The sequence below is a fragment of the Agromyces archimandritae genome, from assembly GCF_018024495.1.
GTDB classification, from domain to species: Bacteria; Actinomycetota; Actinomycetes; order Actinomycetales; family Microbacteriaceae; genus Agromyces; species Agromyces archimandritae.
Genome location: NZ_CP071696.1, coordinates 510,161 through 524,467 on the forward strand (window position 1 = coordinate 510,161; position 14,307 = coordinate 524,467).

A 14,307-nucleotide genomic window follows, 5' to 3' on the forward strand; every position below is an offset into this window, starting at 1 on the left:
CCCCGGGTGCGGATGCCGCGGGCCTTCGCGACGGGAGCCGCGTCGATTCCGGTGTCGGTCATGCTGCCTTCCCCATGAGTCCGCGCGGGCGGATGAGCAGGACCGCGGCGAGCAGCACGACGACGACCAGGTCGCCGGTGCCGCCGAGGTAGTAGTTGGCGAACTGCTGCAGCACCGCGACGAGCACGGCCGCGACGGCCGCCCCCGTGAGCGAGCCGAGGCCGCCGATGACGGTCACGATGAACGCGAAGATCAGCAGCACCGAGCCGAGGTGCGCCGAAACGTAGCCGTAGTAGACGGAGGCGAGGACGCCGCCGAGGCCGGCCGCGGCGCCGCCGATCGCGAACACGAGGGTGAAGGAGCGCCGCACGTCGATGCCGAGCGCGGTGACCATCTGCCGGTTCTCGACGCCGGCCCGGATGATGAGCCCGTACCGGGTCTTCCGGAGGAACAGCACGATGCCGACGAGCACGAGCACCGCGCAGGCGATCAGGAGGAAGCGGTCGTTCGGGATCCGCGCGCCGAGGATCTCGGTCGTCGCCCCGAGCCACGCCGGCTGCTTCGTGTAGATCGGGTCGGAGCCCCAGATGCCCTCGAAGAGGGCGACGCCGGCCAGCGAGATGCCGACGGTGACGAGGGCCTGCTCGATGTGCCGTTCGTAGAGGCGGCGGATGATGAAGTACTCGGTGGCCGCCGCCACGGCCGCGCCGACGACGATGCCGACGAGCGCCGAGATCGCCAGGCCCGCCCAGGTGCCGTCCGAGACGCGCCGGGCGACCTCCCAGCCGAGGAAGGCCGAGACGGTCAGGAACACGCCGTGGGCGAAGTTCAGCACGCCCATGAGCCCGTAGATGAGCGAGAGACCGCTGGCGACGAGGAAGTACAGCGCGCCGAGGCCGAGGCCCGTGACGAGCAGCAGGAGCACGGTGCTCATCGGGGTGCCTCCTCGGGTTCGGGTGCGGATGCCGCAGGCTCCGCGTGATCGTCGTGCACGCCGAGGTGGCGCTGCACGAGCTCCTCGTCGTCGAGGAACCCGGCGGCGGGGCCGGTATGGACGACGCGCCCGCCGGAGAGCACCACGACCCGCTCGGCGAGCCGGCGGATGACGTGCAGGTTCTGCTCGACGAGGAGGATCGGCACGGCCGCCGCCGCCGCGGCGAGCGCGTCGGCGACCTCGTCGACGATCTTCGGTGCGAGGCCCTTCGTGGGCTCGTCGACGAGCAGGAGCCGGTTCTCGTTCACGAGGGCGCGGGCGAGCGAGACCATCTGCTGCTGCCCGCCCGAGAGCGTGCCGGCCCGTTGCGCGAGGCGCGCGACGAGATCCGGGAACAGCCGGGCGACGAACTCCCGACCCGGCGCGTCGCCGCGCTCGGCGAGGCGGAGGTTCTCGGCGACGGTGAGGCCGCCGAAGACCTCGCGGTCCTCCGGCACGTATCCGACGCCGCGCTGCACGATGCGATGCGTGGGCATCCGGTCGATCCGCTCACCGGCCAGGCGCACCTCGCCGCTGCGGTCGATGAGACCGAGGACCGACTTGATCGTGGAGGTCTTGCCGACGCCGTTGCGGCCGAGGAGGGCGGTCACGCCCGTGCCGGGGACCTCGAAGGAGACGTCTTCGACGACCTGCTGCCCGCCGATGCGGCCGAACAGGTGCGAGACGGTGAGGACGGGCTCGCTCATACCGCCTCCCCGAGGTAGGCCTGCTGCACGGTCGGATTCGCCATGACGTCCTCCGGGGTGCCGGCGGCCAGCAGCTCGCCGTGGTGCATGACGGCCACGCGGGTGGCCAGGCCCAGCACGACCTCCATGTGGTGCTCGACCATGAGCACGGTGCGCCCGCCGCGGTGCAGCTGCCGGATGACCTCGGTGATCGCGGGCACGTCGCCCGAGCCGACGCCGGCCATCGGCTCGTCGAGCAGGATCACGGACGGCTCGGCGGCGATCAGCATCGCGATCTCGACCTTGCGCTTCTCACCGTGCGCAAGCCCGGACGCCTGCTGGCCGGCGCGGTGGGCGAGGCCCACCTCCTCGAGCGCCTCGCGGGCCCGGGTGGTCGCGGCATCCGCACCCCTCGGGCGTCGGAGCACCGAACTCGCCCCGCCGAGGCGGGCCTGCGCCGCCTGCCGCACGTTCTCGAGCACGGTGAGCGCTCCGAACAGGCTCGACGTCTGGAAGGTGCGGCCGAGGCCGGCGACGGCGCGACGGTGCACGGGCATGCGGGTCACGTCGTCGCCGTTCAGCCGCACCCGGCCGGCGGTGGGGGCGATGAGGCCGGAGACGACGTTGAAGAGCGTCGTCTTGCCGGCGCCGTTCGGGCCGATGACGCCGAGAAGCTCCCCGGAGGGGACGGCGAGATCGACCCCGTCGAGGATGCGGGCCCCGCCGATGCGGAGCCCGACACCCTCGAGGGCGAGCGCGGGGTGGTCGGTCATGTGCGCGGATTACTCCCCGGCGACGGGCGGGGCGACCGTCTCGGCGTCGACGGTGTCGACCAGCTCGGGGGCCCAGCCGTCGCCCTGCTGGACGAGCTTGGCCTGGTACATGGGCTGGATGAGCGCGTGGTCCTCGGCACGGACGGTGATCTCGCCCTTCACGGAGTCGAACGTCCAGCCCTCCAGCGCCGCGATCATCCCGTCGACGGTGTCGCCGCCCTCGCGCACGGCCTGCACGATCATCTGCGCCGCGACGAACCCGTCGGGCGAGAAGAGGTCGGGCTCGGCGCCGTTCTCCTCGAGGTGGGCGATCATCGCTTTCTCGGCGTCGGTGCCGGCGGCGCCGCCAAAGTAGTGGTTCAGGAAGGAGATGCTGCCGCTCGCCTCGCCGTAGGCGCCGTAGGTGGCGACGTCGCCGAGGCCGGTGACGACGGGCACGGTGTCGAAGACGCCCTGCTGCTGCAGGCTCGTCCACATCGCGCCGCTGGATGCGCCGGCCCAGGCGACGAAGACGAGGTCGGGCTTCGCGGCGAGGATCTGCTGGGCGAAGGGGGTGAACTCGGTCGCGTCCTCGGCGACGAGCACGCCGTCGACGTTCGCACCCTGCGCGCCGAGCACGGCCTCGACGCCGGCGAAGTTGCCCTGGCCGAAGGCGTTGTCCTGCGCGAAGACGGTGACGTGCTTGCCGGCCGGGTCGCCGATGAAGGTGCCGGCGGTCGCGACGTCCTGGTAGGTCTGGCGTCCGGAGCGGAAGGTGTAGTCGTTGATGCCGGTGACGGCGTCGGTGGCGGCCGGGCCCGAGATGTAGAGGACCTCGTTCTGCTCGGCCTGCTCGGCGAGGGCCGTCGCGATACCGGAGGCGGCGGTGCCGGCGAGGATCCGGTAGCCCTGCCCGATGTAGTCCTTCGCCTTCGAGACGGCGGTGTCGGGGTTGCCCTGGTCATCGTCCCAGCTGATGTCGAGCTCGCGGCCGTCGACGGCGCCCGTGCCGTCGGTGGCGTAGTCGAGGCCGGCTTCGAAGCCGGCCTGGTAGGCGGCGCCGTAGGCGGCGAGCGGCCCGGTCTGGGAGGTGATCATGGCGACCTTGACGGGGGTCTCGCCGCCGTCCGCGTCGCCGCCTCCGCCGGCGGCCGTGGTGGGGGCGCATGCGGCGAGGGCGATCGCCAGGGTCGCCGCGCCGATCGGTGCCAGGTACTTCTTCGTAACCCGCATGTGTCTGCCTCTCCGATGATGGCTGTGGATGAAACCTGACACACGGTTCAGGTTTCAGGTACGTACAATGGCACGAGAGCGGCACCCCCCGCAACCCGAACACGAAGGAGTCATTCGGCATGAGCAGCGACGTCGTCATCCTCGGCGGATCCCGCACCCCCTTCGGCCGACTGAACGGGCAACTCGCCTCGCTCAGCGCCGTCGAACTCGGTGCGCACGCGATCCGCGCCGCCCTCGAACAGGCGAAGGTCTCCCCCGACGACGTCGACCAGGTCGTCATGGGCCAGGTGCTGCAGGCCGGCGCCGGCCAGGGCCCGGCCCGCCAGGCGGCGATCAAGGCCGGCATCGACTGGAAGACACCGGCCGTCACCATCAACAAGGTGTGCCTGTCGGGCGTCGCCGCGATCGTCGACGCCGCCCGCCTCATCCGCGCCGGCGAAGCATCCGTCGTCGTCGCCGGCGGCCAGGAGTCCATGTCGAACGCCCCGCACCTGCTGCCCGGCTCACGCCGCGGCTGGCCCTACGGCTCCGTCGAGATGCTCGACCACGCCGCCCACGACGGCCTCACCGACGCCTTCGACCGCGAATCGATGGGCATCTCCACCGACAAGGGCAACACCGGCCACGGCATCACCCGCGAGGAGCAGGACGAGATCGCCGCCGAATCGCACCGCCGCGCCGGCCGCGCCCAGGCCGAGGGCGTCTTCGAGCGCGAGATCGCCCCCATCGACATCCCGCAGCGCAGGGGCGAGCCGGTGCGCATCGCCGCCGACGAGGGCGTCCGCCCAGACTCCACCGCCGAAACCCTCGCCAAGCTCCGCCCCGCCTTCCTCAGCGAGGGAACCATCACCGCCGGCAACTCCTCCCCGCTGAACGACGGCGCCGCAGCCGTCGTCGTCGCGAGCCGCGAATGGGCCGAAGCCCGCGGCCTCGACTGGCTCTGCTTCGTCGAAGCCTCGGGCAGCGTCGCCGGCCCAGACAACTCGCTGCACGAGCAGCCTGCCAACGCGATCGGCTCCGCCCTCGCCAAGCAGGGCTGGTCGGTCGACGAACTCGACGTCATCGAGATCAACGAGGCCTTCGCCGCCGTCTCGGCCCGCTCGATCGCCGCCCTCGGCGCCGACCCCGCCCGCGTCGACATCCACGGCGGCGCGATCGCGCTCGGCCACCCCATCGGCGCCTCCGGCGCCCGCCTCGCCCTGCACGCCGCCCTCGAACTCGACCGCCGCGGCGGCGGCCGCGCGGCCGTCGCCCTCTGCGGCGGTGGCGGCCAGGGCGACGCGCTCCTGCTCTCCCGCTGAGCGCACCCGCCGGTCGAGTAGCTCGCGCAGCGAGCGTATCGAGACCCCCACCGCACCAGGACAGGGCCTCGATACGCGCCTGCGGCGCTACTCGACCGACGAACGTCCCCACCCGCCGGTCGAGTAGCGAGCGCCAGCGAGCGTATCGAGACTCCCACCGCACCAGGGCAAGGTCTCGATACACGCCTGCGGCGCTACTCGACCGACGAACGTCCCCCACCCGCCGGTCGAGTAGCGAGCTCCAGCGAGCGTATCGAGACCCCCACCGCACCAGGACAAGGTCTCGATACGCGCCTGCGGCGCTACTCGACCGACGAACGACCCCCACCCGCCGGTCGAGTAGCTCGCGCAGCGAGCGTATCGAGACCCTCACCGCACCAAGGCGAGGTCTCGATACGCGCCTGCGGCGCTACTCGACCGACGCCCCATGCCGGTCGAGTAGCTCGCGCAGCGAGCGTATCGAGACCCCCACCGCACCAGGGCAAGGTCTCGATACGCGCCTCCGGCGCTACTCGACCGACGAACGTCCCCCACCCGCCGGTCGAGTAGCGAGCTCCAGCGAGCGTATCGAGACCCCCACCGCACCAGAGCAAGGTCTCGATACGCGCCTCCGGCGCTACTCGACCGACGGACGTCCCCACCCGCCGGTCGAGTAGCTCGCGCAGCGAGCGTATCGAGACCCCCACCGCACCAAGGCGAGGTCTCGATACGCGCCTGCGGCGCTACTCGACCGATGGACAGTGGGTATCGCCAGCGAGGGTCAGCGGCCGGGACGGTTCGCGCGGAGCACCTCGAGGCGGGCACGGTATTCGACCTCGTCGATGTCGCCCTGCGCGAAGCGTTCGGCGAGGGTGCGCTCTGCGCTACGGGCGTGCGGGCCGCCCTCGGCCGCGATGCGCCGCCAGCGGCGCCCGGCGAACACGAAGATCAGCACGAACAGCGCGATCCAGAACAGCGGGATGAGCGCGAACAGCCAGCCGAACCCTCCCGCCCAGGGGCCGACGTGTGCGGCGGCGAGCGCCGCGGTTCCGCTTGCGAACATGGTGGATGCCTTTCGTCGGGCCCGTGGTTCGGGCCGTCGATTCCAGGCTGCCGCGTGGGGTGCGCCGGGGCATCCGCCCCCGGGATGCACCTCGCCTACTCCCCCGGGCTGCTCCCCTCCCAGCCGGGCGCGACGAGGCCCGACTCGTAGGCGGTGACGACGAGGTGGACGCGGTCGCGCGCGTGCAGTTTCTGCATGATGCGCGAGACGTGCGTCTTCGCCGTCAGGGGGCTGAGGACGAGCCGGCCGGCGATCTCCTCGTTGCTGAGACCGTGGCCGACGAGGCGCAGCACCTCGCGTTCGCGTTCGGTGAGCGCGGCGAGGCGGGCGGCATCCGGTTCCGGGCGAAGCCCCCGCGACATACGGGCCAGCAGCCGCTTGGTGACGCCGGGCGACAGCAGCGCCTCGCCGCTCGCCGCAGCCCGCACCGCGCGGACGAGGTCGGCCGGTTCGGCGTCCTTCACGAGGAAACCGGCCGCACCGGCGCGCACGGCGCGGATGACGTACTCGTCGAGTTCGAAGGTCGTCACGATGACGACGTGCACGCCGGCGAGCGCGGGGTCTGCGGCGATCGCCTCGGTCGTGGCGAGCCCGTCGCCGCCGGGCATGCGGATGTCCATGAGCACGACATCGACGGGGGTGCCGGCTTGCAGCAGTTCGAGCACCTGCCCGCCGGTGGATGCTTCGCCGGCGATCTCGAGGTCGTCCTCGGTTTCGAGCAGGGCGCGGAAGCCGGCGCGCACGAGCGCCTGGTCGTCGGCGAGGAGGACGCGGATCATGCCGCTTCCGCCCCGGGCAGTAGGGCGAGGACGCGGGTGCCGCCGAGCGGCGAGGGTTCGAACCGGACCTCTCCGCCGAGGAGTTCGGCGCGCCCCCGCATCCCGAGCAGCCCCGCTCCCTCGGCGCCGACGGGCAGCCCCCGTCCGTCGTCGTCGACGGTGACGCGCACCATGGGGCCGTCGGCGGCGACCCGCACCTCGGCGCGGCCGGCGCCGGCGTGCCGGAGGACGTTCGTGAGGGCCTCCTGCACGATGCGGTAGGCGGCCGACTGCACGGCCCGCGGCGGATGCTCCTCGAGGGTGTCGTCGAGGCGCACGTCGATGCCGGCGGCGCGGACGCCCTGCACGAGCTCGGCGAGGTCGGCGAGTTCGCGCTGCGGGACGAGCGGGGCCTCCTCGTCGCGGAGCGCGCCGAGGACGGTGCGCATGTCGCCGAGGGCTGTGCGGCTGGCGGCTTTGATGTTCGCCAGCATCGTCTTCGCCTTCGCGGGGTCGGCGTCGATGACGTGCAGGCCGGCGTTCGCCTGCACGGCGATGAGGGAGAGGGAGTGGCCGAGCACGTCGTGCAGTTCGGCGGCGATGCGGGTGCGTTCGGCGTCCTCGGCGTCGGCGCGGCGGCGTTCGGCGGCGGCCCGGTACGCGGCGGCGCGCTGGCCGCGCACCCGCACGAACGCTCCGGTGGCGAAGCAGACGGCGAGCGCGAGGGTCGTCGCCGCGATGCGCGCGGGGTGCCAGTCGAGCCCGAGGAGGGGCCCGGCCAGGAGCGCGGCGAGCCAGACCGCGCCCGTCGCGGCGAGCGCCCACACGATCGCGCCGCGGGCGACGGCGATCACGATCGCGAAGGCCAGGGCGATGTAGGGCGGGCCGAGATCGGGGGCGAGGAGGAGGTCGGCGAGGGCGGCGGCCGCGACGACGGCGACGGTGGGCCCGGGCATCCACTGCACGGCGAGGAGCGCGAGCGGGCCGGCGGCCGCGAGCGCGGCCTGCCACGCGATCGTCGGCGCGCTTTCGCCCCGCCACAGGCCGATGCCGATGGCGGCGGGCAGCTGCACGAGGAGGCTCACGACGACCGGCACCAGGAGCAGGACCGCCCGCGGCGGCCCCGGTCTTCTCCTGGGCGGCTCGTCCCACATCGGCACGGGCATGCTCCGATCCTACGTCCGGCTCCCGCGTGCCGGATCCTCCCGGCGGATGCCTTGCGCCTGCTCCCCGGGGAGCATGTGCGGCTGGCAGAATCGAAACGGCGGAAGGGGGCCGCGGTGAGCGTTCCGGGGGCGCAGGCGCGACGCGATCACCGGTTGCGGCGGATGACGGGCCGCGACCCGGGCGAGGATCATCGTGCTGCGACGCCCCTCGAGCTGCTGTTCGATCTGACCTTCGTCGTCGCCTTCAGCCAGGCGGGCACGCAGGCGGCGCGGCTCCTCGACGAGGGGCGGCTCGTGCCGGCGGTCATCGGCTTCGCGGTGGCGACGTTCGCGATCTGCTGGGCGTGGATCAACTACTCGTGGCTCGCGTCGGCGTACGACAACGACGACCTGTTCTTCCGTGCGGCGACGTTCGTCGAGATGGTCGGGGTGCTCGTGCTCGCCCTCGGGATGCCGGAGGTGTTCGATTCGATCGCGGAGGGCCGGCATCTGAACGACGCCGTCCTGGTGTCGGGGTACGTCGTGATGCGCGTGGCGACGGTCGCACTGTGGGTGCGCGCCGCGCGCGACGACCCGGTGCATCGCCGGGCGTGCATCGCGTACGCGGTGTCGGTCTCGATCGCGCAGGCGGGGTGGATCGCGCTCATCGTGGTGGATCCGCCGCTCGTCGCCGGGCTCGTCTTCGCCGCGCTGCTCATGGTCGTCGAGATGGCCGGCCCGATCGTCGCCGAACGTCTCGCCGGCGGCACGCCGTGGCATCCGGGCCATATGGCCGAGCGGTACGGGCTTCTCGTCATCATCACGCTCGGCGAGGTCGTGCTCGGCACGATCCTCGCGATCTCGGCGGTCGTGCACGAGCAGCAGTGGAGCGTGGAGGCCGGCCTCGTCGCCGCGGCCGGCACGGCGCTGGCGTTCGGGATGTGGTGGGTGTACTTCACGATGCCCTCGGCCGAGGTGCTGCGGGTGCACCGCGAACGCTCCTTCGGCTGGGGGTACGGGCATCTCGTGGTCTTCGGCTCGATCGCGGCGACGGGGGCGGGGCTGCATGTGGCCGCCTCCGTCATCGAGGGCACTGCGGAGGTCGGCGAGAGCTTCGCGGTGTCTGCGGTCGTGATCCCGGTCGCCGTGTTCCTGACCGCGCTGTTCACCCTGTACACGGTGCTGATCAGGCAGTTCGATCCGCTGCACGTGGTGCTGTTCGCCGGGTCGCTCCTGCTGCTCGGCGTGAGCGTCGCCGCCTCGGCCGCCGGGGCGAGCATGGGCTGGTCGCTTGCGATCGCGGCCCTCGCGCCGCTCGTCGTGATCGTCGGCTACGAGACCGTCGGGCATCGGCATCAGGCCGCGGCGATGGCACGGGCCCTGCGGCGCCCCGACTGACGCCCGCGGCACAGGAGGATGCCTCGGCCGGCCGCCCCCGTGACGCGGGCGGCGCCGTCGGCTCAGAACAGCGCGATGGGCTTGACGATGTCGGCGTAGATGAGCAGCGCGCTCATGCCGCCGAGGACGAGGGCGACGGCGAGGGTGACGGGCACGGCCTTCGCGAGGTCGACGGGGCCCGGGTCGGGTCGTCTGAAGAGCTTCGCGAACCCGCGGCGGATGGCTTCCCACAGGGCGCCGGCGACGTGGCCGCCGTCGAGCGGCAGCAGCGGCACGAGGTTGAAGACGAAGAGGGCGATGTTCAGCGAGGCGAGGATGCCGATGAAGCCTGCGGCCTTCTCGACGATGGGGATCTCGTCCATCGCGGCGACTTCGCCGGCGATGCGGCCGACGCCGACGACGCTCAGAGGGCCGTTCGGGTCGCGTTCCTCGGGGCCGAAGGCGGCCTTGGCGACGTCGACGAGGCGTTGCGGCAGGTTCAGGATGACGCCGCCGACGGCGGTCGTCTGCTCCCACACCTGCGGGATGACGGCGGTGGCGGGCTCCTGAACCCGTTCGACGGTGCTGCCGATGCCAAGGAAGCCGGCCTCGACGGTGAGTTCGTTGCCGGCGGCGTCGGTGCGCACCTGGCCGTTCTCGTCGAGTTCGTAGCGTTCGCTGAGCGCCGGAGTGGCCGTGAGGGTCTGCTGGGTTCCGTCGCGTTCGACGACGATCGAGATCGGCTCGCGCGGGTGCTCGCGGATGATCGCGGTGGATTCGGCCCAGCTGTCGATCGCCTCCCCCTCGATGGAGACGATGCGGTCGCCGGGCTCGATGCCGGCCGCGGCGCCCGGTGCGGCTTCGTCGCCGGGTTCGCACGTCTGGCGTTCGCTGGTGGCGGGCAGCACGCATTCGCTGACGCTGGCGATCGTCGTCGTCTGCTGCGGCATCCCGAACCCCATGAGGAGCACGGCGAACAGCACGACGGCGATGAGGAGGTTCATGAAGGGGCCGCCGAGCATGACGATGACGCGCTTCCACACCGGCAGCCGGTAGAACGCGCGATGCTCCTCGCCTTCCGCGACGGTCTCGGCGCTCGACTGGCGGGCGTCGGCGACGAGCCCGTTGAAGAACCCGGTGCTCGAGGCGGCGACCTTCTCGCCCTTCGCGGGCGGGTACATCCCGATCATCGAGATGTAGCCGCCGAGCGGGATCGCCTTGATGCCGTACTCGGTCTCGCCCTTCTTCTTCGACCACACCGTCGGCCCGAAGCCGATCATGTACTGCAGCACCTTGACGCCGAAGAGCTTGGCCGGCACGAGGTGGCCGATTTCGTGCAGGCCGATCGAGAGCGTCAGCCCGATCGCGATGACGAGCACGCCGACGATGAAAGCGAGCACGGAGTCGAAGTCCACCCCGCAAGCGTAGTGTCGCCCGCCTTTGAGCTGCCTGCGCGGGCGCCGGGGGTTTCGGGTGCGGATGCCCGGGCGCGCCGCTCGGTCGCCCCTCAGCCGGCGAGGGCGGCGATGCGCCGGTCGGCGGCCTCGCGCGCCTCGGCCTCGGCGGCGAGCAGCACCTCGAGGGTGAGCTCGCCATCGGGCGCCGGCACGGCATCCACCGTCGCACGCACCGTGTCGACGATGTCGAGGAAGCCGATCCGCCCGTCGTGGAAGGCCTCGACGGCCTGCTCGTTGGCCGCGTTGTAGACGGCCGGGTGGATGCCGCCGGCGCGCCCGACCTCCTTCGCGAGCGCCACCGCGGGGAACGCCGTATCGTCGAGGGGCTCGAAGGTCCACTCGTGGGCCCGGGTCCAGTCGATCGGGGCGCCGACGCCGCCGATGCGGCGCGGCCAGTCGAGGCCGAGCGAGATCGGCAGCCGCATGTCCGGCGGCGAGGCCTGCGCGATCGTCGAACCGTCGATGAACTCGACCATGGAGTGCACGAGCGACTGCGGGTGCACGACGACCTCGATGCGGTCGTAGGGCACGTCGAACAGCAGATGCGCCTCGATGACCTCGAGGCCCTTGTTGACGAGGGTCGCGGAGTTCGTGGTGACGACGCGGCCCATGTTCCAGGTGGGGTGGGCGAGGGCTTCGGCGGGGGTGACGGTTCGCATCTGCTCGCGGGTGCGGCCGCGGAACGGGCCACCCGAGGCGGTCACGACGAGCCGACGCACTTCGGAGTGGATGCCGCTGCGCAGCGCCTGCGCGAGCGCCGAGTGCTCGGAGTCGACCGGCACGATCTGCCCGGGCGCGGCCAGGCGTGTGACGAGGTCGCCGCCGACGATGAGCGATTCCTTGTTCGCCAGGGCGAGCGTGGTGCCCTTCTCGAGCGTGGCGAGCGTCGCCCCGAGGCCGACGGAGCCGGTGATGCCGTTCAGCACGACATCGGCGTCGACATCGCGCACCAGCGCGATCGCCTCATCCGTGCCGAGCGCCGCGGCATCCACCCCGAACGCGTCGGCCTGCTCGGTCAGCAGGGCGCGATTCGTGCCCGCCGCGAGCCCGACGACCTCGAAGTCGCGCGGATTCGCGCGGATGACGTCGAGCGCCTGCGTGCCGATGGAACCGGTGGAGCCGAGGATGATGACGGTGCGCACGACGCCCAGCCTATGCGCTGGGGCGGGGCGGGGTCGTGGGTGGATGCTGCGCTAAAATGTACACGAATCTGTGCATATTTTGAGGAGAGAGCTATGGGCGAGCAGCGATTCGAGGTCCGCTCGGTCAGCGACGCCCGCGATGCGCTCACGAAGACGCTCCGCGCCTTCCGCGACGATCCCGAGGCGGAGCCCGTGGTCTTCGGCTCGCACCGGAAGCCCGAAGCCGTCATTGTCCCGTACGCCCGGTGGCGGTTCGGGGACCTCGTTCGGCCCGACCCTTCCGCCGAGAATCTGCGCGCCCTCGTGCATCGTCGTCGAACGCTCATCGAGCGTCTGGCCCTCGCGAACCGGATCGGCCGCGTCCGCCTCTTCGGGTCCGTCGCACGCGGCGAAGCCGGCCCCGGCAGCGACGTCGATCTCCTCGTCGATCCGGAAGACGGCGCCTCCCTCTTCGACCTCGCCCAGTTCGAGATCGACCTCGAGCACCTCCTCGAACACCCGGTCGACGTCGTCTCATCCCGCGCCCTCGACCCCGTGCGCGACGCCGCGATCCTCGCAGAGGCCGTGCCGTTGTGAACCCGGAAGACCGCATTGCGCGTTGGCTCGACGACCTCATATCGACCCTCGACGGCGCGGATGACCTCGCTGCACGCGGAAGGGGCGCGTTCGATGCAGACCCGGCCCTTCCGCTCGCGTTCGAAGCCCTCGCGAACCGCATCGGTGATCTCTCGAAACGCCTCTCCGCCGCTGACCGGGCACGGTTCAGCGCGCCGATCTGGTCGCAGGCCGCGAAGAATCGGGACTTCGTCGTCCATCACTACGATCGGGTCGACGTCGAGCTGTTGTGGGTCACCGTGACCGCCCATTTCCCCGAGCTCCGCGATGAGGCGAATCGAGTACGAGACGCAGTCGGGGACGCCTGATTCGCTCCGCGACCTACCCGCGCGCGAGGACGGCGACGACCGCGGTGCGCTCCTCCGCGCGGATGACGTGGAGCGCGGCGTCGCGGGCGTGCGGGGGCAGTTCGTCGCCGAGGCGCTCGATGCGGAGGCCGTCGCCGTCTCGGGCGAGGGCGATGCCGCCCGGATCCGTGACCGGGTTGTGGCCGAGCGCCCGCATCAGGGCTTCCTTGCCCGCCCACAGCTCGGCACGCAGTCGTGCACGATCCTCGTCGCCGACTCCGGCGAGCGCAGATCGCTCGAGCGGGTGGAACGCAGCATCGTCGGCCTCGTCCCCCAGCCGGGCAGGGGGGATCGCGACCCCGAGCGGATGCCGTTTCGACACCGCCGCGACGGCGAACCCTGCAGCGGCTGCCGCATCCGCGAACCACTCACCGCCCGACGGCGTCTGCGGGTACTCGACGAGCGGATGCCCGTGCGCCGCCCCGCAGACCCGGCACCGCCGCTCGAGCTCCACATCCCCCGCCGGCACCCCGGCCGCATCCCCGAGCAGCGCGGCGAGCGCATCCTCGGCACGCTGCCGCGCCCCCGCGCGCAGCTGCACGCGCACCTCGCCGAACTCCAGCTCCTGCACCACGTCCGCATCGCGAACCGCACCGCGCGACATGCGCAGCGGCCGGCGGCGGAGTGCAGTCATGCTGGCATTCTCGCGCATCGCCCAACCGCATCCACCCGCGCCTCGAATATGCGCGCGGGCGCATGCTGGCGTGCGTACCCTCGGACGGTGACCGATGCCCCACCCGAAGCACCGCCCGTTCCGCGCCAGGGGGCCGCGTACGGCCTCATCGCCGGTGTGCTGCGGCCGCTCGCGCGTCTCATCTACCGACCGACGATCACCGGGGTCGAGAACGTGCCGAAGGACGGCCCGGTGATCTTCGCATCGAACCATCTGTCGTTCGTCGATTCGATCGTGATCCCGCTGACGTCGCCGCGGCCGGTGCGGTTCCTCGCGAAGTCGCACTACTTCACGGGCACGGGTGTCAAGGGGTGGATCACGCGCACCTTCTTCGAGGCCATCGGTGCGGTCAGCGTCGAGCGCGGGGCGGGGGCGGCGGCGCAGGATGCGCTGGATCAGTCCAAGCGGATCATCGACACCGGAAACGCCTTCGCGCTCTACCCGGAGGGCACGCGTTCCCTCGACGGGCGCCTCTACAAGGGGCGCACGGGCGTCGCCTGGCTCGCCCTGGAAACGGGTGCGCCGGTCGTGCCCGTCGGCCTCGTCGGCACGCAGGAGATCCAGCCGGTCGGCGCGAAGCTCCCCCGGGTGCGGCCCGTCGCCGTGCACTTCGGCGAACCGCTCGACCTCTCCGGCCACGGCCCGTCGACGAGCGGGCGGGCGCGGCGGGCCGCGACCGACGAGGTGATGGCCGCGATCCACGCCCGCTCGGGGCAGGAACTCGCCGGGCGGTACAACGAATCGCCTCCGGCGAACCCGATCGCCAAGCTCGCCGACCGGGTGCTGCCCCGCGAGCGCCGCTGAGC

Annotated in this window: 15 protein-coding genes; 5 read left to right on the forward strand and 10 right to left on the reverse strand. The window is 72.1% G+C overall.

Features of this window, described 5'->3' with window-relative positions:
• Positions 1-58: 58 nt before the first annotated feature.
• The 4 genes from G127AT_RS02470 to G127AT_RS02485 are packed head-to-tail and all read right to left on the reverse strand — an operon-like array spanning position 59 to position 3,644.
• Positions 59-934 carry a branched-chain amino acid ABC transporter permease gene (locus tag G127AT_RS02470; RefSeq protein ID WP_210899424.1) on the reverse strand — a complete coding sequence of 292 codons (876 nt, stop codon included), beginning with the start codon at positions 932-934 and terminating at the stop codon, positions 59-61.
• The gene (locus G127AT_RS02475; RefSeq protein WP_210899426.1) at positions 931-1,680 is read right to left on the reverse strand and encodes an ABC transporter ATP-binding protein; all 750 of its coding nucleotides are present in this window, start codon (positions 1,678-1,680) and stop codon (positions 931-933) included. The genes G127AT_RS02470 and G127AT_RS02475 overlap by 4 nt, the downstream gene beginning before the upstream one ends.
• Positions 1,677-2,432 carry an ABC transporter ATP-binding protein gene (locus G127AT_RS02480; RefSeq protein ID WP_210899429.1) on the reverse strand — a complete coding sequence of 252 codons (756 nt, stop codon included), beginning with the start codon at positions 2,430-2,432 and terminating at the stop codon, positions 1,677-1,679. Before G127AT_RS02480 ends, G127AT_RS02475 begins: the two co-directional genes overlap by 4 nt.
• A 9-nt stretch (positions 2,433-2,441) precedes the next feature.
• Positions 2,442-3,644, reverse strand: coding sequence for a substrate-binding domain-containing protein (locus tag G127AT_RS02485; protein ID WP_210899432.1), 1,203 nt, complete (start codon positions 3,642-3,644; stop codon positions 2,442-2,444).
• 119 nt (positions 3,645-3,763) lie between these two features.
• Between G127AT_RS02485 and G127AT_RS02490 the strand changes: the two genes are divergently transcribed.
• Complete coding sequence (locus tag G127AT_RS02490; protein WP_210899433.1) at positions 3,764-4,945, forward strand: acetyl-CoA C-acetyltransferase; 1,182 nt, start codon at positions 3,764-3,766, stop codon at positions 4,943-4,945.
• A gap of 760 nt (positions 4,946-5,705) precedes the next feature.
• Here the strand turns inward: G127AT_RS02490 and G127AT_RS02495 are convergent.
• The 3 genes from G127AT_RS02495 to G127AT_RS02505 all read right to left on the reverse strand — a co-directional run bounded on the left by G127AT_RS02495 (position 5,706) and on the right by G127AT_RS02505 (position 7,911).
• Positions 5,706-5,987, reverse strand: a complete 282-nt coding sequence (locus G127AT_RS02495; protein WP_210899434.1) for an SHOCT domain-containing protein — start codon at positions 5,985-5,987, stop codon at positions 5,706-5,708.
• A gap of 95 nt (positions 5,988-6,082) precedes the next feature.
• A complete protein-coding gene (locus G127AT_RS02500) occupies positions 6,083-6,766 on the reverse strand; it encodes a response regulator (RefSeq protein WP_210899437.1) in 684 nt (227 codons plus the stop codon).
• A complete protein-coding gene (locus G127AT_RS02505; RefSeq protein ID WP_210899439.1) occupies positions 6,763-7,911 on the reverse strand; it encodes a sensor histidine kinase in 1,149 nt (382 codons plus the stop codon). Before G127AT_RS02505 ends, G127AT_RS02500 begins: the two co-directional genes overlap by 4 nt.
• A gap of 114 nt (positions 7,912-8,025) precedes the next feature.
• Here G127AT_RS02505 and G127AT_RS02510 point away from each other — a divergent pair, with 114 nt between their 5' ends.
• The gene (locus tag G127AT_RS02510) at positions 8,026-9,288 is read left to right on the forward strand and encodes a low temperature requirement protein A (protein ID WP_244857698.1); all 1,263 of its coding nucleotides are present in this window, start codon (positions 8,026-8,028) and stop codon (positions 9,286-9,288) included.
• A 62-nt stretch (positions 9,289-9,350) separates the two neighbouring features.
• Here G127AT_RS02510 and G127AT_RS02515 read toward each other — a convergent pair whose 3' ends face one another.
• Complete coding sequence (locus G127AT_RS02515) at positions 9,351-10,682, reverse strand: M50 family metallopeptidase (RefSeq protein WP_244857699.1); 1,332 nt, start codon at positions 10,680-10,682, stop codon at positions 9,351-9,353.
• Between the two features lie 92 nt (positions 10,683-10,774).
• The gene (locus tag G127AT_RS02520; protein ID WP_210899440.1) at positions 10,775-11,866 is read right to left on the reverse strand and encodes a 1-deoxy-D-xylulose-5-phosphate reductoisomerase; all 1,092 of its coding nucleotides are present in this window, start codon (positions 11,864-11,866) and stop codon (positions 10,775-10,777) included.
• 93 nt (positions 11,867-11,959) lie between these two features.
• Between G127AT_RS02520 and G127AT_RS02525 the strand changes: the two genes are divergently transcribed.
• Complete coding sequence (locus tag G127AT_RS02525; RefSeq protein WP_210899442.1) at positions 11,960-12,442, forward strand: nucleotidyltransferase family protein; 483 nt, start codon at positions 11,960-11,962, stop codon at positions 12,440-12,442.
• Positions 12,439-12,789 carry a HepT-like ribonuclease domain-containing protein gene (locus G127AT_RS02530; protein WP_210899448.1) on the forward strand — a complete coding sequence of 117 codons (351 nt, stop codon included), beginning with the start codon at positions 12,439-12,441 and terminating at the stop codon, positions 12,787-12,789. The genes G127AT_RS02525 and G127AT_RS02530 overlap by 4 nt, the downstream gene beginning before the upstream one ends.
• 13 nt (positions 12,790-12,802) lie before the next feature.
• Here G127AT_RS02530 and G127AT_RS02535 read toward each other — a convergent pair whose 3' ends face one another.
• Positions 12,803-13,462, reverse strand: coding sequence for a 4'-phosphopantetheinyl transferase family protein (locus G127AT_RS02535; RefSeq protein WP_210899450.1), 660 nt, complete (start codon positions 13,460-13,462; stop codon positions 12,803-12,805).
• A gap of 48 nt (positions 13,463-13,510) precedes the next feature.
• On the opposite strand from G127AT_RS02535, the gene G127AT_RS02540 reads away from it, so the two are divergent.
• Complete coding sequence (locus G127AT_RS02540; protein ID WP_210899452.1) at positions 13,511-14,305, forward strand: lysophospholipid acyltransferase family protein; 795 nt, start codon at positions 13,511-13,513, stop codon at positions 14,303-14,305.
• Positions 14,306-14,307: the final 2 nt, after the last annotated feature.